This window comes from Kitasatospora sp. NPDC058032, assembly GCF_042885845.1.
In the GTDB taxonomy this organism is placed as follows: Bacteria; Actinomycetota; Actinomycetes; order Streptomycetales; family Streptomycetaceae; genus Kitasatospora.
Genome location: NZ_JBHVRK010000001.1, coordinates 19,751 through 38,832 on the forward strand (window position 1 = coordinate 19,751; position 19,082 = coordinate 38,832).

The 19,082-nt window shown below is 73.5% G+C and carries 13 protein-coding genes; 7 read left to right on the forward strand and 6 right to left on the reverse strand.

Features of this window, described 5'->3' with window-relative positions; all coding sequences use genetic code 11:
- Window positions 1–8: 8 nt before the first annotated feature.
- From ACFVUH_RS00090 to ACFVUH_RS00110, 5 genes are all read right to left on the reverse strand, one after another.
- Entirely contained in the window at window positions 9–920 is a 912-nt protein-coding gene (locus tag ACFVUH_RS00090) for a sugar ABC transporter permease (protein WP_387910070.1), read from the reverse strand.
- 37 nt (window positions 921–957) lie between these two features.
- Window positions 958–1,959 carry a sugar ABC transporter permease gene (locus tag ACFVUH_RS00095; RefSeq protein WP_355374263.1) on the reverse strand — a complete coding sequence of 334 codons (1,002 nt, stop codon included), beginning with the start codon at window positions 1,957–1,959 and terminating at the stop codon, window positions 958–960.
- 113 nt (window positions 1,960–2,072) lie between these two features.
- A complete protein-coding gene (locus ACFVUH_RS00100; RefSeq protein ID WP_355374260.1) occupies window positions 2,073–3,350 on the reverse strand; it encodes an extracellular solute-binding protein in 1,278 nt (425 codons plus the stop codon).
- A 308-nt stretch (window positions 3,351–3,658) separates the two neighbouring features.
- Window positions 3,659–4,744, reverse strand: coding sequence for an aldose epimerase family protein (locus ACFVUH_RS00105; RefSeq protein ID WP_355374258.1), 1,086 nt, complete (start codon window positions 4,742–4,744; stop codon window positions 3,659–3,661).
- A 232-nt stretch (window positions 4,745–4,976) separates the two neighbouring features.
- The gene (locus ACFVUH_RS00110; protein WP_387910073.1) at window positions 4,977–8,021 is read right to left on the reverse strand and encodes an ATP-binding protein; all 3,045 of its coding nucleotides are present in this window, start codon (window positions 8,019–8,021) and stop codon (window positions 4,977–4,979) included.
- Between the two features lie 318 nt (window positions 8,022–8,339).
- On the opposite strand from ACFVUH_RS00110, the gene ACFVUH_RS00115 reads away from it, so the two are divergent.
- The 3 genes from ACFVUH_RS00115 to ACFVUH_RS00125 all read left to right on the forward strand — a co-directional run bounded on the left by ACFVUH_RS00115 (window position 8,340) and on the right by ACFVUH_RS00125 (window position 11,597).
- Window positions 8,340–9,287 carry a terpene cyclase gene (locus ACFVUH_RS00115; protein WP_355374253.1) on the forward strand — a complete coding sequence of 316 codons (948 nt, stop codon included), beginning with the start codon at window positions 8,340–8,342 and terminating at the stop codon, window positions 9,285–9,287.
- Between the two features lie 233 nt (window positions 9,288–9,520).
- Window positions 9,521–11,044, forward strand: a complete 1,524-nt coding sequence (locus ACFVUH_RS00120; protein WP_355374250.1) for an aldehyde dehydrogenase family protein — start codon at window positions 9,521–9,523, stop codon at window positions 11,042–11,044.
- A gap of 229 nt (window positions 11,045–11,273) precedes the next feature.
- Entirely contained in the window at window positions 11,274–11,597 is a 324-nt protein-coding gene (locus tag ACFVUH_RS00125) for a nuclear transport factor 2 family protein (RefSeq protein WP_387792406.1), read from the forward strand.
- Between the two features lie 22 nt (window positions 11,598–11,619).
- On the opposite strand, the gene ACFVUH_RS00130 is transcribed toward ACFVUH_RS00125, so the two are convergent.
- Entirely contained in the window at window positions 11,620–12,840 is a 1,221-nt protein-coding gene (locus ACFVUH_RS00130) for a serine hydrolase domain-containing protein (protein ID WP_387910075.1), read from the reverse strand.
- Between the two features lie 61 nt (window positions 12,841–12,901).
- Here ACFVUH_RS00130 and ACFVUH_RS00135 point away from each other — a divergent pair, with 61 nt between their 5' ends.
- From ACFVUH_RS00135 to ACFVUH_RS00150, 4 genes are all read left to right on the forward strand, one after another.
- Window positions 12,902–13,426 carry an NUDIX domain-containing protein gene (locus ACFVUH_RS00135; protein WP_355374242.1) on the forward strand — a complete coding sequence of 175 codons (525 nt, stop codon included), beginning with the start codon at window positions 12,902–12,904 and terminating at the stop codon, window positions 13,424–13,426.
- A 22-nt stretch (window positions 13,427–13,448) separates the two neighbouring features.
- Window positions 13,449–14,324, forward strand: coding sequence for a TetR/AcrR family transcriptional regulator (locus tag ACFVUH_RS00140; protein WP_387910077.1), 876 nt, complete (start codon window positions 13,449–13,451; stop codon window positions 14,322–14,324).
- A gap of 133 nt (window positions 14,325–14,457) precedes the next feature.
- Complete coding sequence (locus tag ACFVUH_RS00145) at window positions 14,458–16,392, forward strand: hypothetical protein (protein ID WP_387910079.1); 1,935 nt, start codon at window positions 14,458–14,460, stop codon at window positions 16,390–16,392.
- A gap of 384 nt (window positions 16,393–16,776) precedes the next feature.
- The gene (locus ACFVUH_RS00150; RefSeq protein WP_387910081.1) at window positions 16,777–19,080 is read left to right on the forward strand and encodes a glycosyl hydrolase family 18 protein; all 2,304 of its coding nucleotides are present in this window, start codon (window positions 16,777–16,779) and stop codon (window positions 19,078–19,080) included.
- Window positions 19,081–19,082 lie beyond the last annotated feature (2 nt).

Below are 19,082 nucleotides of genomic sequence, written 5' to 3' on the forward strand. Positions count from 1 at the left end.
GACGTCGGTCAGGACTTCGAGGCGCCGGCGGTCAGGCCGGTCACCAGGTGGCGCTGCACCAGGTAGAAGAGGACCGAGGAGGGGATCGCGATCAGCACGGCGGTCGCGGCCATCAGGTTCCACTGGGCGTCGTGCTCGCTGACGAAGGTCTGCAGTCCGACGGCGAGGGTGTACTTGTCGGAGCTGAGCATGAAGGTGGAGGCGAAGGCGACCTCGGCCCAGGCGGTGAGGAAGGAGTAGAACGCGGCGACGGCCAGGCCCGGGCGGGCGAGCGGCAGCACCAGTCGCCAGAAGGTGCCGAACGGGGTGAGCCCGTCGACCCGGCCCGCCTCGTCGATCTCCACCGGGACGGTGTCGAAGTAGCCCTTCATCAGCCACGCGCAGTAGGGCACGGTGGTGGTCGAGTAGACCAGGATCAGGCCGAGGTAGCTGTCCAGCAGGTCGAGTTCGGAGAGGATCGTGTACATCGGCACGATCAGCACCGCGATCGGGAACATCTGGGTGACCAGCAGCGACCACATCAGCGGGCGGTGGCCGGGGAAGCGCATCCGGGAGACGGCGTAGCCGGTGGAGGCGGCGATCAGCACGCCGAACACGGTGGTGACGCCGGAGACCAGGAAGGCGTTGCCGAACCACCGGAAGAAGTCGGTGTCGAACAGCACCGTGCGGTAGTTGGCGAGGGTCAGCTTGTCGAGGATCTCGCCGGGGTGCAGGTAGTCGGTCTTGTCCGGGCCGAACGAGACGTAGAGGATCCACGCCACCGGGAACAGCGCGATCAGGCTGGCGAGGATCAGCGCGCCGTGCATCAGGGTCCGGGCGAGCGGGCTGTTCGCGCCGCGCGGGCGGGCCTTGGCGGGCCGGGCGGCGGGGGCCGCGGGCCGGGCGGTGAGGGGGGTGGGTCGGTCGGTGGTGGTGCTCATCGGGGTGCCTCCTTCGTGGTCGCGGGGTTCGCCGGGGTCAGCCGTTGGCCCGCTCGTTGCGGGCGAGCCAGCGGCGGTAGAAGCCGGTGAAGACGATCAGGATGGAGAGCAGGATGACGCCGTAGGCGGCGGACTGCGCGTAGTCCCGGGGCTGCTGGCCGAAGCCGAGCCGGTAGGCCCAGGTGACGAGCAGCTGGGCGTCGGGGGCGCCGTTGCCGAACAGCAGGAAGATGACGGCGAACTGGTTGAACGTCCAGATGACGCCGAGCAGGACGACGGTCGAGGAGACCGTGCGCAGTCCGGGCAGGGTGACGTGGCGGAAGCGCTGCCAGGCGGTGGCGCCGTCCATCTCGGCGGCCTCGTACAGCTCGGCGGGGATCGACTGGAGGCCGCCGAGCAGCGAGATCATCATGAACGGCACGCCGACCCAGGTGTTGACCAGCACGGCGGCGGCCTTCTGCGCGGTGGGGTCGTCCAGCCAGCCGGGTTCGGGCAGGTGCAGGGCGGCGAGCACGCCGTTGACGGCGCCGCCGTCGGCGAGCATCAGCCGCCAGGAGAAGACGGTGACGAAGGTCGGCACGGCCCAGGGCAGGATGAGCAGCATCCGGTAGACGGCGCGTCCGCGCAGCTTCTGGTTGAGCAGCAGGGCCAGGCCCAGGCCGATGGTGTAGTGCAGGCCGACGCACAGGGCGGTCCAGGCGATGGTCCACACGAAGTGCGACCAGAAGCGGTCGTAGGAGCCGGGGCCCCAGAGGATGTCGGCGTAGTTGTCGAAGCCGACGAAGTGGTAGCTCGCGGGGATCTCGTTGGCGCCGATCCTGCGGGCGGCGTTGAGGCTGTTGGCGTCGGTGAGGGTGAGCCAGAAGCCCTGGGCGAGCGGGTAGAGCACCAGGACGCCGAGCACGAGCACGACCGGCGTGATCATCGCATAGGCGTACCAGTGCTTGGCGTACGAGCGCTTGAGGCGCTCCATCAGGCCCGGACGCGGATCGCGCTGCCGGCTGCCCTGGCCGGTGGCGCCCTGCACGGCGACTGACATGGTTCGACACCTTCTCGGGGGAGGTCCGCCGCCTCGCTTCGGCGACTGCTGCTACGGATCCGGCCGTCCGGCCCGCCAGGGGGGAGGCGGCGGGCCGGACGGCGGGAAGGGGACTACTTGGCGAAGCCCGGGAGGAGCTTGGCGTAGTCGGTGGCGACGGTGTTCAGGCCGTCCTGGGTCGCGGTGCCCTGGACGATCTTGCCGAGGTTGGTGCCCAGCGACGCGAAGAGCGAGCTGTACTCGGGCAGTTCGGGGCGCGGCTTGGCGCTCGGCAGCACGGCCTGGAAGCCGGCGATGCCGGGGTCGGCCTTGACCTCGGGGGTGAAGGCGTCGTCGCGGGTCGGCAGGGTGGAGTTCTTCTGCGCGACGAAGGCCTGGCTCTCGGCCGAGGTCATGAAGGCGGCGAACTTCTCGGCGGCGGCCTTGTGGGCCTTGTCGGCGCCGGCGTAGACGGCGATGTTGTGGCCGCCGGTCGGGGCGCCGGCCTTGCCCGCGGCGCCGGCCGGGACGGGGGCGATGCCGAGGTTGGCCTTGTCGGCGAAGGCGGAGCCCTTGTAGATGTTGGTGATCTCCCAGGGGCCCTGGATGATCGCCGCGACCTTGCCGCTGTTGAAGGCGTCCATCATGTGCGCGTAGGCGTCGGTGGTGACGTCGGCCTTGACGGTGCCGGGCGCGGTGAACATCGACTTGTAGGTCTCGACGGCCTTGACGGCCTCCGGCCCGGCGACGGTGATCTTCTTGCCCTTGGCGTCGACGGTGTCGGTGCCCTCGCCGAACAGGAACGGCATCGCGTAGTAGCCGTCGGCGGCCTTCAGCCAGAAGCCGTCGACGCCGGCCTTCTCCTTGACCGCGGCGGCGGCGGTCTTGAGCTCGTCCCAGGTGGTGGGGGCGGCGGTGATGCCGGCCTTGGCGAAGAGGTCCTTGTTGTAGAGCAGGCCGAGGGTGTCGGTGACCAGCGGGACGCCGTAGAGCTTGCCCTCGTAGCTGGCCTGCTGGATGAGGCTGGGCTGGAACTTGGCGGCGTCGGCGGCGGCCGGGGTGCCGTCCAGCGGCTCCAGGTAGCCGGCCTTGGCGAAGGCGGCGGTCCAGCCGACCTCGGCGCGGAAGACGTCCGGGGCGCCCTTGGCCCCCATCGCGGTCTGGAGCTTGTTCTGCGCCTGGTCGAACGGCACGTTGACGAAGTCCACCTTGACGCCCGGGTTGGCGGCCTCGAACTTCTTGACGAGCTCCTGGTAGTTCGGCGCCTCGTTGGTGGCGTTCGAGGTGTCCCAGTAGGTGAGGGTGACCGGCCCGTCGGCCTTGCCGTCCGAGCTGGAGCCGCTGCTGCCACAGGCAGCCATCGAGACCGCGAGGGCCACAACGAGGGCAGAGGCCGCGATGCCACGCCGCATTTGAACTCCTTGGAGGGTGGGGGTGCCCGAAATGTTCGGAGACAGGCGCATAATGGCTGCCTTGCCTCGCGCCGACCGCACCGTTGCTGCCGCCGGGCCCGCAAGGAAGTTAACAGCGGGGTGACAGCGGCGGAAACCCCTTGCAGCAAGTTTCTGCAAGAAAGGGCGATCGTTACGCCCACGTGTCCTGTGCGTTGCCGCACGGTAGTCAACGGTCGGCCATATTGTGGCGCCCTGCCCGGTTTGCCCCGGTCGGCCGAGGCCGCCGGGGCCACCCTCCGTGGTGAAAGATCCTTGCAGCGCCCCCGTCAGCCGGTCGTTCCGAACCGCAGCACGGTCGTCGAACGGAACTCCTCGCCCGGGCGGAGCTCGGTGCTCGGGAAGGCCGGGTGGTGCGGGGAGTCCGGGAAGTGCTGGGTCTCCAGCGCGATCCCGGCGAACGGCCCGTAGGGCACCCCGCTCGCGCCGGTGACCGCGCCCTGGAACTTGTTGGCGGTGTAGACCTGGATGCCGGGCTCGGTGGTCAGCACCTCCAGGGTCCGGCCACTGGCCGGGTCCTCCAGCCGCGCCGCCGGGGCCGGGGTGCCGTCCGCCGGGCGCCGGCGCAGCACCCAGTTGTGGTCGTAGCCGCCGGGCCCGGTCAGCTGCGGGTGGCCGTCGTGCACCGACTTGCCGATCGGCCGGGCGGTGGTGAAGTCGAACGGTGTGCCGGCCACGGGTTCGATCCGGCCGTCCGGGATCTGCCGCGCGTCGGTGGGCGTGTAGCCGTCGGCGTCCAGGGTGAGCAGGTGGCCGAGGATGTCGCCGGAGCCCTCGCCGGCCAGGTTGAAGTAGGCGTGGTTGGTGAGGTTGAGCACGGTCGGTGCGCCGGCCACCGCGTGGTAGTCGATCGCCAGCTCGCCGTCGGCGTCCAGGGTGTAGTCGACGGTGACGTCGAGCGCGCCCGGGAAGCCCTGGTCGCCGTGCGGGCTGTGCAGCTTCAGCCGGACGCCGCCGGGGATCTCCTCGGCCGCCCACATCCGGTGCGCGAAGCCGTCCGGGCCGCCGTGCAGGGTGATCCCGCCGCCGGTCGGGGCGAGCGGGTGCTCCTCGCCGTCGACGGTGACGCTGCTGCGGTCGATCCGGTTGGCGTAGCGGCCGACCACGGTGCCGTAGTGGCGGGCCGGGCCGAGGATGTCGGCGAGCCGGTCGGTGGAGAGCAGCAGTTGGGCGGGGCGGCCGTCGCGGTCGGGGGCGACCACGGTGTGCAGGGTGGCGCCGAGGGTGAGCACGCTCGCCTCGTACGGGCCGGCGCGCAGCGTCCACCGCTCGATCGCGGCGCCCGCGCCCGAGGGTTCGAAGGGCTCGCGCCGCACGGTGGTGGTCTGCGGCCCGTTCGCCGGGGGCGTCGCCATGGCCTGCTCCTCACTGGCGGGCCACCAGAGCGCGCCCGCCCTTCGCCGGGGTCCCGGGCCTCGTACGGGACCGGGTCGGCGTCAGCCTAGGGCCTGCCTGTCGGATTCTGTCGGATCGGGCCGCGGCCCCGGCGAGGATCCGGGGGACACGCCTTGCCGGGTGGGACGGCGCGGGGGCGCTGATCCAGTGCCCGCGCGCCGTCCGGGCGCTCCGTCCGCCGGTGCGTCGGCGTCAGCGTGCGCGGTCGAACCCGCCCCCGGGCGCGTCCGGCCCGCCCTGCCGGTCGACCGGGTCGGAGCCGTCCCGCTGCGCGGGCGGCAGGCCGAGCGCGGCGGCCAGGCCGTCCGGGCCGCTGCCGGCCTTGCGGTAGACGGCGGCCAGCCGGTAGTTGACCTGGCTGAGCGGGAGCCCCAGGTGCTCGGCGATGCGCTGCGGCGGCACGCCCCGCACGGCGAGTTCGGCGACCGCCCACTCCGGCTGGCTGAGCGCCTCCCGGACGTCGCCGAGCCGGTTGGGCCGCAGGCCGTAGTTGGCCAGCTCGCGCCGGGCCCGCTCGACCAGCCCGTCCGCCGCGCAGTGCTGGGCCAGTTCGATGCCCTGGTACAGGTACTCCTGGGCGTCCTCCAGCCGGCCGACCCGGCGCAGCGCGGCACCGAGGTCCACCAGGGCGACGGCGTGCTCGTAGCCCGCGGGCGACTGGCCGAGGTGGGTCACCGCCCGCTCCAGCAGTTCGACCGCCTGCTGGCCGTCCTCGATCTGGGCGTGCAGCCGCAGCGCCGTGCCGATCGCCGAGGCGGTGCCGAAGCGCTCGGCGTCGACGACCGAGCGCCGGGCGTACGCGCGGGCCCGCTCCGGCTCGTCCTCGGCGAGCGCGATGGCGAGGTGTCCGGCCCAGGGCGCCCAGACCGTGTTGTGCCAGCCCCGCAGGTCCAGCTGGGCGCCGGCCTCGGTCAGCGCGGCGGCGGCGCCGGCGGGCCGGTTGACGGCGAGCAGCAGCTTGCCGTACAGCGACGCGGCGTCGGGCAGCACCATCGCGGTGGGGTGGTACGGCGGGTGGAAGCCGAACTCCAGGGCGAGTTCCCAGGCCTCCTGGCTGCGGCCGCGGGCGATCAGGGTGTCGATCAGCACGCCGACCGCGTCCCAGGCGAGCGGCAGCTTGGCGCTGATCCGCTCGGAGAGCCGCAGCGCCCGGCGCAGGAAGTCCTCGGCCTCGGCGAGCAGGCCGCGCCGGAACCGGGCCAGTCCCATCAGGAAGTAGGCGAAGCCCCGGTGGGCACCGCTCCAGCCCGCCACCTCGAACTGGACGATGGCGTCCGAGAAGAGCCGTTCGGCCTGGGCGATCCGGTCGTTGTAGGTGTAGGAGAGGCCGAGGGTGGCGGGCAGTTCGAAGCCCCAGGTGTTGTCGGTCCAGCCGAGGCCCTTGGGCAGCCGGCCGTTGTCCAGGACGCGGTCCGCGTGCCGCAGCACCTCGGCCGAGGACTCGCCGCGCAGGGTGAGGTCCCAGGCCCGCAGGGCCAGCACCGCCCGGTCGGCCGCCTCCCGTCCGGTGAGGCTCTCGCACAGCGCGCCGAGCCGGGCGGAGCGGGCCGGCCCGTCCTCCTCGGACTTGCGGTAGGCGTGCCACATGAACGACGCGGCCTCCAGCCGCAGCCGACCCGCGGGGTCCCCGGCGGTGCGTTCGGCCTCCTGCTGGCAGACCACGGCGGCCTGGCGCAGTTCGCCGCTGTGCGCCAGCACCTCGGAGAGCCGGAAGGTGGCGTCGATCCGCATCGAGGGGCGCAGCGGTCCCTCCTCCGGGTCGAGCGCGAGCTTCAGCTGGTTGACGGTGGCGACGGGGTCGGTGAGCAGGGCGGAGCAGCCCAGCTCGTACAGCACCTCGGCACGGTCCTGGTCGTCCGGGGGTTCGGCGAGCGCGCGGTGCAGACAGCGCTGGGCGGCCTCGGGGGCGCCGATCAGCAGGTGTTCGGAGGCGGCCTTGCGGAGTTTGCGGACGGTGCGGTCGTCGCCCTCGCCCGCGAAGGTCTCCACCAGGTGGCGGGAGGCGGCGAGCAGGCCGAGTCCGGCGTTCTCGATCTCGGCGGCGGCCACGCCGTGCATGCCGGTGCGGGTGGCCTCGGGCATGGTGTTGTAGATCGAGCTGGCGATCAGCGGGTGGACGAATTCGAGGTTGCCGTTCGGGGTGGCGGTGAGGACGCGCTGCTTGCGCAGTTCCTTAATGGACTCGCGGGCGCCCTCGGCGCTCTGGGCGGAGATCCGGGTGGCGAGGTCGGGCCGGATGTCGGTGCCGAGCATCGCGGCGGCCCAGGCGAAGCGCAGGGTGGCGGCGCCGAGCCGGTCCAGCCAGGACTTGAGGGTCATCCCGGTGGCGTCGACGGCGAGTTCGCGCAGTTGCTGGGAGTTCTCCTCGACCGGTTCCAGTTCCTGGTCGCGGACCTGGTCGAGCAGCGCGACGACCTCGAAGGGGTTGCCGTTGACGACGTTCCAGAACTCGTAGCAGAAGGCGTCCTCGGCCTTGTCGCCGAGTTCGGCGCGGATCATGTCGGTGACCGCGACCAGGGACAGCCGGCTCAGCTGGTGCCGGCGGGTGGCGAGCGCGGCGACCGCGCGCTGGTGCTCCTGGGTCTCCTGCTGCCAGTCGGCGGTGTCGTCGCGGTAGGCGAAGACCAGCAGGACCGGCAGTTCGCGGGCCCGTACGGCGAACTGGGCCAGCCAGCCGAGCGATTCGAGGTCGGCCCAGTGCAGGTCGTCGACGATCATCACCAGCGGGGCGCGCCGCGGGGCAAGCTGGGTGAGGACGAAGTCGAGGCCGTCGCGGACGCCCTGCGGGTCGAGCCGGCGGGCGCCCTTCCTGGGCTGCTTGAGGCCCATCGCCGGGCCGACGACCTCCTCCCAGGTGCCCATCACCTGGCTGAACTCGCTGGGCTCCAGGCTGCCGAGGACCGGCTGGAGGAGCTGGCGCAGCACGTGGTACGGCTCGTTGAACTGGCGCTCGCCGCCGCGGGCGAACAGGACGGTGGCGCCCTCGTGCAGCTTGGCGATCCGGCGGACCTCGTGCAGCAGGCTGGTCTTGCCGATGCCGGGCCGGCCGGAGAAGGTGAGCAGCTCGCCGATCTCGGTGCCGCCGGCCGCGAAGTCGCGGCAGAGCTTGTCCACCGCGGCCTCGGCGGAGCGGAGTTCGGCGTCGCGGTCACGCAGTCTGATGCGATTGGGGGCGCCTTCCGCCTCCCGCGCGCCGGGCATCGCCCCCGCCCGGAAATCCCTGTCCCGCTCGGTCACCGTCGTGCCTCCGCCTCGCCGATCCGTGCTCGTGGAGCCGAGGTTAGCGCCGCAGGGGGCCTATTGGAGCGTATTCACGCAGGCGGGGGGCGAGTTGAAGGGTTTGGAGGGCCCGCCGAGGGCAATTGCCCTATATCACTAACGTCGGATCATTGCATCAGATACTCTACGCCCCGCGTGGCCAGTTGATCATGTCATGCCCCCGCTTCCCCCTTGGACAGCACTGCCCCAACTCCCCCGCCGATCACCGCAGTACCCATCAGTACACCCACCTTTCGACCCATCAGTACACCCACCTTTCGCAGCTCCGGGAGTCCGATGTCTGACGACACTTCACTTCAGATTCCGTTCCCGCACCGTCGCAGCGACCACGGGCCGTACGCCACCGAACTGCACCGCGCCTGGCTGACCCGCCATCCACTGCTGCCCGACCCGACCCACCCGTCCTACGCGCACTGGGAGGTGGTCGACCTCGCCGCGCTCGGCTACCCCGACGCCGGGCCCGACGAACTCGCGCTCGCCGCCGACCTCATGGGTTTCTACTTCCTCTTCGACGACCAGTTCGACGGCCCGCTCGGCCGCCGCCCCACCGAGGTCGCGCCGATCTGCGACCGGCTGATCGCCGTCCTGCACGGCGCGCCGGCCGACCGGGGCTCCCCCGTGGAGAGCGCCTTCGCGGACCTGTGGGAGCGCAGCGTCCGGGGCATGCCGGCGCGCTGGCAGGCGCGCGCCGCGTACAACTGGGAGTACTACCTCGCCTCGCACCCTGCCGAGGCGGCCGGCCGGATCAGCCCGCGCCCGCCGGACCGGGCCGGCTACCAGGTGCTGCGGCGCGGCACCGCCGCGATGGAGACCATCTTCGACATGATCGAGCGGCTCGGCCACTTCGAGGTACCGCCGGCCGTGCTGCACCACCCGGTGCTGCGCCAGTTGCGCCAGCTCGCCGCCGACATCCCCTCGCTCACCAACGACGTGCGCTCGTTCCCGCTGGAGGCGCCGCGCGGCGACGTCAACAACCTGGTGATGATCGTGCGCCGGGAGCGGGACTGCTCGGCCGAGGAGGCCTGCGCCGTGGTGATGGCCGAGGCGCAGCTGATGGTGGAGCGCTGCCAGGAGCTCTACGACGGGCTGCCCGACGTGTACCGGGAGCTCGGCCTGGCCAGGGTCGAGCGGATCGTCGCCCAGCGCTACGCCGACGGCCTGCTCACCTGGCTGGCCGGCTACCTGAGCTGGGAGCGCCGCACCGGCCGCTACCAGGCGGCCTGAGGGGGCCGGACAGTCGCGGTGCACCACCCTGCGTCGACCGGGTCCGCACGGACCGTAGCCGAATCGGGCGTCCGCCGGTTAGGGTGCTGACCGGCGGACGCCCCCGGTTCGGGGGGCGCCCGACCCGCGCGTGTGTCCGTACCCTCCGCCGGGCCGCCCTCCGCGCGGCCCGGCGCCCCGCTGCGGCCCGCGCGCCGCGGCGGCGCCCCGACCGCACGAGGAGGCACCAGAGCATGCCGGTCTACCAGCCCCCCGGACAGCCCGGATCCATCGTCGCCTACCGCCCCCGCTACGAGCACTGGATCGGCGGCCGGTGGACGCCGCCGGTCCTCGGCCGGTACTTCGAGAACCCCAGCCCGGTCACCGGCGAGGTCTTCACCGAGGTCGCCCGCGGCACCGCGGAGGACATCGAGGCCGCGCTGGACGCCGCCCACGCCGCCGCCCCGGCCTGGGGCCGCACCCCGCCCGCCGAGCGCGCCCAGGTGCTGCTGCGGCTCGCCGACCGGATCGAGCAGAACCTGGAGAAGCTCGCCGTCGCCGAGAGCTGGGAGAACGGCAAGCCGGTCCGCGAGACGCTGGGCGCCGACCTGCCGCTGGCGGTCGACCAGTTGCGCTACTTCGCCGGCGCGCTGCGCGCCCAGGAGGGCGGTGTCTCGCAGCTGGACGAGGACACCGTGGCCTACCACTTCCACGAGCCGCTGGGCGTGGTCGGCCAGATCATCCCGTGGAACTTCCCGATCCTGATGGCCGTCTGGAAGATCGCCCCGGCGCTGGCCGCGGGCAACACGGTCGTGCTGAAGCCGGCCGAGCAGACCCCGGCCTCCGTGCTGCTGCTGGTCGAGCTGACCGCCGATCTGCTGCCGCCGGGCGTGCTCAACGTGGTCAACGGCTTCGGCCTGGAGGCCGGACGCCCCCTCGCCTCCAGCGACCGGATCCGGAAGGTCGCCTTCACCGGCGAGACCACCACCGGCCGGCTGATCTCGCAGTACGCGAGCGGCAACCTCATCCCGGTCTCGCTGGAGCTCGGCGGCAAGAGCCCCAACCTGTTCTTCGCCGACGTCGCCGCCGAGCAGGACGCCTTCTACGACAAGGCCCTCGAGGGCTTCGCGATGTTCGCCCTCAACCAGGGCGAGGTCTGCACCTGCCCCAGCCGGGCGCTGATCGAGTCCGCCGTCTACGACCGGCTGCTCGCCGACGGCCTGGAGCGGGTGCGCGCGCTGCGCCAGGGCAACCCGCTGGACACCGGGACCCAGGTCGGCGCGCAGGCCAGCGACGAGCAGCTGCGCAAGGTCCTCTCCTACGTCGAGATCGGCCAGGCCGAGGGCGCCAAGCTGCTCGCCGGCGGCGAGCGGGCCGACCTCGGCGGCTCGCTGGCCGGCGGCTACTACGTCACGCCGACGGTCTTCGAGGGCGTCAACGGGATGCGGATCTTCCAGGAGGAGATCTTCGGCCCGGTCGTCGCGGTGACCCGCTTCGAGGACTTCGACGACGCGATCGCGCTCGCCAACGACACCCTGTACGGACTCGGCGCCGGCGTCTGGACCCGCAACGGCACCACCGCCTACCGGGCGGGCCGCGCCATCCAGGCCGGCCGGGTCTGGACCAACTGCTTCCACGCCTACCCGGCGCACGCCGCGTTCGGCGGCTACAAGAACTCCGGCATCGGCCGGGAGGGCCACAAGGCCGTCCTGGAGCACTACCAGCAGACCAAGAACCTGCTGGTCAGCTACTCCCCGCAGGCCACGGGCCTGTTCTAGGGCGGGTCACCCCGGCGCAACCGCGGAGTGGGAAGCCGGACCCGCCGGCTTCCCACTCCGTACGCCACTCCCCGTGGCCCGACCGGGGACCCCTGTGAGCAAATCACCCGTATCGGGATCCAAGCACATGAACACCGGTAAATCCCCGACGCGCCGCCGACATGCGCGGCGCGTCGCGGCCGAGGTCCTAAACAGGAGTCCCGACCCGCTTCGACTCCTGGGAGACCGGATGACCATCGCCCCCGCCAGACTCTCCGACCCGACCGTGCGCGCCGCCGTCACCGCGATCAACGCCGGCGACCGGCAGGCCTTCGTCGACCTGCTCGCCCCGGACGCCACCATGGCCGACGACGGCTCCGCACGCGACCTCCAGGACTGGATCGACCGGGAGATCTTCACCGTCCGCGGCCACATGGAGGTCCGCTCCGAGTCCGACGGCGGCCGGGCCCTGGTCGCCGACTACCGCAACGAGACCTGGGGCGAGATGCGCACCGCCTGGCGCTTCACCGTCGAGGACGGCCGGATCAGCCACTTCGAGACCGGCCAGGCCTGACTCCGGCCCCTCCGGCCTCCCGTCAGGCCGCGCCGAGGCACTCCCGCACCGCCCGGATCAGCGTGCGCGAGCGGATGTCCCCGGTGACGCCGGGCTGCATGCCGTTGGTGACGTAGCCGAACCCGATCCCGAGCTCAGGATCGGCGAAGCCCAGCGAGCCGCCCCGGCCCGGATGGCCGAAGCTGGCCGGCGAGGCCATCGGCGAGGTCGGCCCGTGCCGGAAGAAACCCAGCCCGAAGGTCGAGTTGACGATCAGCACCCGGTCCGGGCCGCTGACCACCGGCCCGACCGCGCGGGCCAGCACCTCGGGCCCGAGCAGCGGCGGCAGCGTCCCGCCGCCGCTGCCGTGCCGGTCGGCCGCGCCGATCAGCGCCGCGTAGAACCGGGCCACCGAGCGCGCGGTACCGATCCCGCCCGCGCCGGGGATCTCGGCGGCCTGCACCGCCGGGTCGTTCAGGTCCACCCCGGGCCGCACCGAGGCGAACGCCCGGGCGGTCAGCGACTCCGGGTTCCGGTAGGCGTCGCGCACCGACTGCTTGGCGCGCAGCCGCAGCCCGCTCGGGCCGGTCCGGGCGGCCTGCGGAGCGGGCAGGTCGACCAGCCGGCCGACCCGGGGCTCCGCGCCGGCCGGCAGCCCGATCCACAGGTCGAGGCCGAGCGGCCGGGCGATCTCCTCCGCGAAGTACCGGCCCACCGAGCGCCCGCTCACCCGCCGCACCACCTCGCCGACCAGCCAGCCGAAGGTGTACGGGTGGTAGCCGTGCGCCGTGCCGGGCTCCCAGGCGGGCGCCTGAGCGGCCACCGCGGCCGCCGCCCGCTCCCAGGTGAGCACGTCCTCCAGCCGCAGCGGCTCGTCCAGGGCCGGCACCCCGGCCTGGTGCGACAGCAGCCAGCGCACCGGCACCCCGCCCTTGCCGGCGGCCCCGAACTCCGGCCAGTGGGCGACGACCGGGGCGTCCAGGTCGAGCTGCCCGCGCTCGGCGAGCAGCAGCGCGGTGGCCGCGGTCAGGCCCTTGGTGACCGAGCGCAGCACCTGCGCGGTGTCCGCCGTCCACGGCACGGCCGGCGCGGGCCGCGCGCCGACCTCGGGCCGGGCGTCTCCGCCCCACAGGTCGACCACCTTGCGGCCGTCGGCGTACAGCGCGAACGCCGCGCCGAGTTCCCCGTACTCGCGGAAGTTGCGGGCGAAGGCCTCCCGCACCGGTTCGAAGCCCCCGGCCGTCTCGCCCCAGATCTCGACCACCGCGCGCCGTCCTCGTCGTTCGTACGTCCATCGATCGCCCGGAAACCCTAACCTGTCGGTCATGACCGAAACCCCGCAGACCGATCCCGCCGACGAGCTGCTGGACGTCGTCGACGAGCACGACCGGGTGACCGGGACCGCACCGCGCGGGGAGGTGTACCGGCGCGGGCTGATCCACCGGTGCGTCTTCGTCCTGGTGCGCGACCCGGCCGGGCGGATCTTCGTGCACCGGCGCACCGACACCAAGCTGTTCGCGCCCGGGGCGCACGACATGTTCGTCGGCGGCGTGGTGGGCGCCGGCGAGAGCTACGAGCAGGCCGCCGTCCGGGAGGCCGAGGAGGAGCTGGGCGTCACCGGGATCGCCCCGCGCCCGCTGTTCCGCTTCCTGTTCCGCGGCGACGGCCTGGCCTGGTGGTCCGACGTGCACGAGGCCGAGTGGGACGGCCCGGTGGCCCCGCAGGAGTCCGAGGTGGCCTGGCACGCCTGGCTCACCCCGGCCGAGCTGGCCGAACGGCTGGAGCGCGACGAATTCGTCCCGGACGGCCGGGAGGCCTACCGCCGCTACCTGGAGCACCACCCGGCCTGACCGGGCGGATAGGGTGGCGCGCATGGCATCCCGCACGCCGTCGGCCCCCTCCCCCGCGTCCGCGCCCGCGCGCGGCGACCGTCCGGAGCCCGCCGTGCGACCGCGCCGGCGGCTCAGCGTGGACGAGCGGCGCGAGCAGCTGATCGCCGTGGCGCTGGAGCTGTTCAGCCACCGCCCGCCCGAGGAGGTGTCGATCGACGACATCGCCGCCGCCGCGGGCGCCTCCCGGCCGCTGGTCTACCACTACTTCCCGGGCAAGCAGGCGATCTACGAGGAGTCGCTGCGCCGGGCCGGCCGGGAGCTGTCGGCCCGGTTCGAGGAGCCGGCCGAGGGCCCGCTCTCCGCGCGCCTGTACCGGGTGATGGGCCGCTACCTGGACTTCGTGCAGAGCCACGGGCCCGGCTTCGCGGCGCTGCTGCGCGGCGGTTCGGTGACGGCCAGCACCAACACCTCGGCGGTGATCGACGAGGTCCGCAAAGCCGCCCACGACCAGATCCTCGGCCACCTGGCGCTGCCCTCGCCCAGCCCGGGGCTGCGGCTCACCGTCCGGGCCTGGATCGCCAACGCCGAGATCACCTCGCTGGAATGGCTGGCCGACCGCTCGGTGCCGCTGGAGGAGCTGCAGCTGCACCTGGTGCAGGAGTTCGTGGCGGCCCTCACCCTGACCGCCGCCCGGGAGCCCGCGCTGGCCGCCGAGCTGGCCGGCTTCTTCGCCGACGAGCGCCCGGACGGCCCGACCGGGCGGCTGGTCCGCGACCTCGCCGGCCTGCTGGCCGTACCGGGCCTGGCCGACGCCCTCACCGGGCTGGCCGCCGAGCCCGGCCCCAATCCCGGCCCCAATCCCGGCCCCGGTCCCGATCCCGGTCCCGCTGACGACACCCGCTCCGAGGCCGGCTGAGGCCGGGCGGCCGGTTCTGCCCCGTCGGCGGCCTCTGATAGGAATGTGCACGGATCTGACGGCCCGCCGGTCACCCCCGGGCCGGGGTCCACGGACCACGGACGCGCAGCGAGCAGAGCGGGGGGCTCAACAGTTGACCCAGGACGGCCAGTTCAGTGCGGAGGCCAACCCCTTCGCAGCCGCGGAGCGGGTCTCCGCGACGCTCGGCAGCCTCACCGACGCCCTCTTCGGCGCCCGCACCTCGCGCCACCCCGCAGCCGTGCTGACCGCCCTGCGGACCGTCGCGCACCCGGCCGCCGACACCCTGTTCCACCTGCCGCTGGCGCCCAACGGCCCGGTGCACACCGCCGTCGACCGGCTCGGCACCGTGGTCACCGCCGGCACCGCCCGCCCGGGCACCGGGGCCGCGCTCGCCCCGCTGGCGACCGGCGCGCTGCTGGCCCGCTACGGCACCGCCGGCCCGGTCCGCGGCGCGACGGGCGGCTCCACCGGGGCGCCCACCGCCGAGCACTTCGGGCTGCCGGTGACCGGTGAGCCCGCCGACCCCAAGCTCCGCCCGGCGTTCGCCGCTCCGCTGGCCGCGCTGGCGGCCGGTCGGCAGACCCGGCAACCGGTCGAACTGCCCACCGGCGCGGGCGCCGAGGTCCGGCTGGTCGTCCCGCCGGGCTTCCACGCGCTCACCGCACCCGACGGCCCGCCCGGGGTCTCCGCCCGCACGGTGCCCACCGGCCCGGTGGACGGCATCCCGGCCGGCAGCGAGATCGCCCCGGCCACCGGCGCGGCCGCCGCCGGGCTGAGCGCGCACCTGGCCGAGACCGCCGAGGAGCTGTTCAGCGGTGCCGGCCCGGCCGAGCGCCGCGACTTCGCGCTGATCGCCGCCGCCCTGGCGGACACCGTCACCGCCTCCGGCGCCGTCTACGCGGGCGTCGGCGCCTTCCGCCTGGACGACCGGCCGACCGAGGCGACCCTGGTCGTCTCGCTGGCCCGCCACCCGCTGCCGATCACCGGACTCGCCACCGAACTGGCCACCCTGCGCCGGCACGCCGAGGTCTGGACGGTGCTGCTGCCCGCCGGACCGGCCGCCGTCCTGGTCGAGGCCCGCAGCGTCCCGGTGCCGGGCCCGCTGGCCGCCGACGGGGCGCGCCGCTGGGCGGTCACCTCGGTGGTGGAGGCGTTCGTGCCGCTGCCGGACGGCGTCTCGGTGCTCTGCGTGCAGCTGACCACCGCCCAGCCGCAGGACTGGGAGCTGTACACGGACGTCTTCGCCGAGCTGCTGACGAGCGTGCAGTTCGGCTGGGACGGCGTGCCCGCCACCCCGGTCGCCCCGGCGCCCGCGCCCGTCCCGGCACCCGTGCCCGCCGCCGAGCTGCCCGCCCAGGCCGCACCCCCGGCGCCCCCGGCACCCGTAGCGCCCCCGGCGCCGCCGGCGCCCGCGGACGACGCCACGCCGGTCCGCATCCCGCCGGCCGACTTCAACCCCTTCGCCCCGGTCGCCGACCCGACCCCGGCCCAGCCGATCCTGGTTCCGGCGGACGCCGCGGAGCCGGCCGCCCCGCCCAAGGGCACCCCGGTGATGGTCCCGCCGCCGGACTTCGACCCCTTCGGCATCCTCGGCACCCCGGCCGCCGAACCGGCCGCCCCGGAGGAGCCCGAGGCCCCGGAGCCGCTGAAGGGGACGCCCGTGATGGTGCCCCCGCCGGACTTCGACCCCTTCGGCATCCTGGGGACCCCGGTCGCCGAACCGCTGCCGGCCGCTGCCCCGCAGCCCTCGGCCGCCCCGGCCGCCGACCCGTTCGGCACGGTGACCGCCGCGGAGCAGGCCGCCGACCCGTTCGGCACCACCATCCCGGCACCCCGGCCCCCGGCCGCCGTCCCCCCGCCGCCCAGCGGCCCGCCGGCCGTCCCCGCCACCGCCACCGACCCGGGCTCCGGCCCCGCGGCCGGCCCTGCCAAGGGCACCCCGGTGATGGTCCCGCCGCCGGACTTCGACCCCTTCGCCCCGCAGCCCGACACCACCCCGGCCCCGCCACAGCCCACCGCGGCCCCGGAGCACGACCCCTTCGGCTGAGCACCGGGACATCCCTCACCCCGGCCGCCCGACGCACCGACCGCCGGGCGGCCCGTCCGTCCCCGTCCGCCATCCGCCTCCCGACCCGCGCGCCGGGCACCGGGAAGTGCCCGGCGCCCGCGGACCGTGACGAAGGCGCAGGTCCGCCGGGTCCCACCGGCCGTGTCCGCCATGTCCACGATCGATAACTGGTACAGACCTATTGCCAGTTCACCCGTCCGCTCCCTACCCTCGGCACAGGATCCTCCGTGGCACCCCGACGGCCCGAGGACCGGTTCCGCGCCGCCCCCATGGCCCGGAGCACGCTGCTCCACGCACCTGACACCTCCCCACGGGTAACGGGGCGTCCGGGCCTGCCCGGCCCCCAGGACAGGAGCCACATCCATGCGCAGACGTCGGATCAGCCTGCCGCTGCTCGCGGCCGGAACCCTGCTCGTCCCCCTGCTCGGCGCAGCCCTCCCCGCCACCCTGGCCCACGCCGCCGCGGACGCCGCCGCCGACGCGGCCGCGCAGGCCACCGCCGGCTCGGTGACCGCGACCCTGACCAAGGGCAGTGACTGGGGCAGCGGCTACGAGGGCAGCTACACCATCAGCAACGGCTCCAGCGCCGCGGTCAACGGCTGGACACTGGAGTTCGACCTGCCCACCGGCAACACCGTCGCCGGCCTGTGGAACGCCTCGTACACCACCTCCGCCTCCCACGTCACGGTGAAGAACCCGGGCTGGGCCGCCACCCTGCCGGTCGGCGGCACCTACAACGTCGGCTTCAACATCGCCTACTCCGGCGGCTACCAGCCGCTGGCGAACTGCAAGCTGAACGGCAAGCCGTGCGACGGCAGCGGCGACGACCTGACCCCGCCGACCGTGCCGGGCGCCCTGACGGCCGGCACCGTCACCCAGACCACGGCGGCGCTCTCCTGGACGGCGAGCACCGACAACGTCGGTGTCACCGGGTACGACGTGTTCAAGGACGGCACCAAGGTGGCCACCACCGACGGCGCCACCACGGCCGTCACCGTGCAGGGCCTGACCGGCGGCACCACCTACCAGTTCACCGTCCAGGCCTTCGACGCGGCGGGCAACCGCTCGGCGGCGGCCGGCCCGGTGAGCGTCACCACCCCGCCGCCGATCGAGGACAAGGAGGCGCCGACCACCCCGGGCACCCCGGTCGTCACCGGCTCAGACTCCAGCTCGGTCTCGCTGAGCTGGACGCCCAGCACCGACAACGTCGGCGTCACCGCTTACGACATCGCCGCGAGCAACGGTGTGGTCACCACGGTCACCAGCCCCTCCGGCACCGTCGGCGGCCTGGCCCCGGACACCGACTACACCTTCACGGTCAAGGCCCGCGACGCGGCCGGCAACGTCTCCCCGGCCTCCGGCTCGGTGACCGCCCGCACCAAGAAGGGCGGCACCGGCGGCGCGCTGAAGATCGGCTACTTCACCCAGTGGAGCATCTACGCCCGCGGCTACAGCGTGAAGCAGCTCGACACCTCCGGCTCGGCCGGCCGGCTCTCGGTGGTCAACTACGCCTTCGCCAACATCCACCCGAGCACCAAGCAGTGCTTCATCACCAACAAGGCGGCCGGGCCGGAGAACGACCCGAACGCGGGCGACGGCGCCGGTGACGCCTGGGCCGACTTCGGCAAGGGCTGGGACGCCGGCAACTCGGTGGCCGGCACCACCGACACCTGGGACCAGAAGCTGGCCGGCAACTTCAACCAGCTGAAGCAGCTCAAGGCCAAGTACCCCAACCTCAAGATCCAGATCTCGCTGGGCGGTTGGTCCTACAGCAAGTACTTCTCCGACGCGGCGGCCACCGACGCCTCCCGCAAGGCGCTGGTCAGCTCCTGCATCGACATGTACATCAAGGGCAACCTGCCGGTGATCGACGGCCGCGGCGGCGCGGGCAGCGCGGCGGGCATCTTCGAGGGCATCGACCTCGACTGGGAGTGGCCGAACTCCGACGGACACGCCGGCAACATCTTCCGGCCCGCCGACAAGGCCAACTACGTCCTGCTGGCCCAGGAGTTCCGCCGCCAGCTGGACGCCCTCGGCGCCACCACCGGCAAGCACTACACGCTGAGCGCCTTCCTCCCGGCCGACCCCGGCAAGATCGCCGCGGGCATCGACGTCCCCGGCCTGTTCGGCGCCTTCGACTTCGCCACCATCCAGGGCTACGACTACCACGGCGGCTGGGAGATGGTCACCAACCAGCAGTCCGGCATCAAGGTCGCCGCCGGCGACCCGAACCCGCCGGCCCGCCAGTTCAGTTCCGAGGTCGCGATCGGCGCCTACGTGGACGGCGGCGCCCCGAAGAGCAAGCTCACCCTGGGCATCCCGTTCTACGGACGCGGCTGGACGGGCGTGCCGCGCGGCACGACCAACGGACTCTTCCAGACCGCGACGGGCCCCGGCCCGGGCACCTACGAGGCGGGCTTCGAGGACTACAAGAAGCTCAAGGACATGGCGACCAGCGGTGGTTACACCATCTACCGCGACCCGGTGGCCGGCCACGCCTACATCTACAACGGGAACGTCTTCTACACCTACGACGACCCGACCGAGATCGCCCGCAAGACCGCCTGGATCAAGTCCCAGGGACTGGCCGGCGCGATGGTCTGGGCCTTCGACGGTGACACGCCGAACGGCGAGCTGATGGCCGCGGTGGACAACGGTCTGAAGTAGCC

Coding starts and splice junctions, on each gene's coding strand:
- ACFVUH_RS00090 (WP_387910070.1), bottom strand. CDS start 920: ATGAGCACCACCACCGACCGACCCACCCCCCTCACCGCCCGGCCCGCG.
- ACFVUH_RS00095 (WP_355374263.1), bottom strand. CDS start 1,959: ATGTCAGTCGCCGTGCAGGGCGCCACCGGCCAGGGCAGCCGGCAGCGC.
- ACFVUH_RS00100 (WP_355374260.1), bottom strand. CDS start 3,350: ATGCGGCGTGGCATCGCGGCCTCTGCCCTCGTTGTGGCCCTCGCGGTC.
- ACFVUH_RS00105 (WP_355374258.1), bottom strand. CDS start 4,744: ATGGCGACGCCCCCGGCGAACGGGCCGCAGACCACCACCGTGCGGCGC.
- ACFVUH_RS00115 (WP_355374253.1), top strand. CDS start 8,340: ATGTCTGACGACACTTCACTTCAGATTCCGTTCCCGCACCGTCGCAGC.
- ACFVUH_RS00120 (WP_355374250.1), top strand. CDS start 9,521: ATGCCGGTCTACCAGCCCCCCGGACAGCCCGGATCCATCGTCGCCTAC.
- ACFVUH_RS00125 (WP_387792406.1), top strand. CDS start 11,274: ATGACCATCGCCCCCGCCAGACTCTCCGACCCGACCGTGCGCGCCGCC.
- ACFVUH_RS00135 (WP_355374242.1), top strand. CDS start 12,902: ATGACCGAAACCCCGCAGACCGATCCCGCCGACGAGCTGCTGGACGTC.
- ACFVUH_RS00140 (WP_387910077.1), top strand. CDS start 13,449: ATGGCATCCCGCACGCCGTCGGCCCCCTCCCCCGCGTCCGCGCCCGCG.
- ACFVUH_RS00150 (WP_387910081.1), top strand. CDS start 16,777: ATGCGCAGACGTCGGATCAGCCTGCCGCTGCTCGCGGCCGGAACCCTG.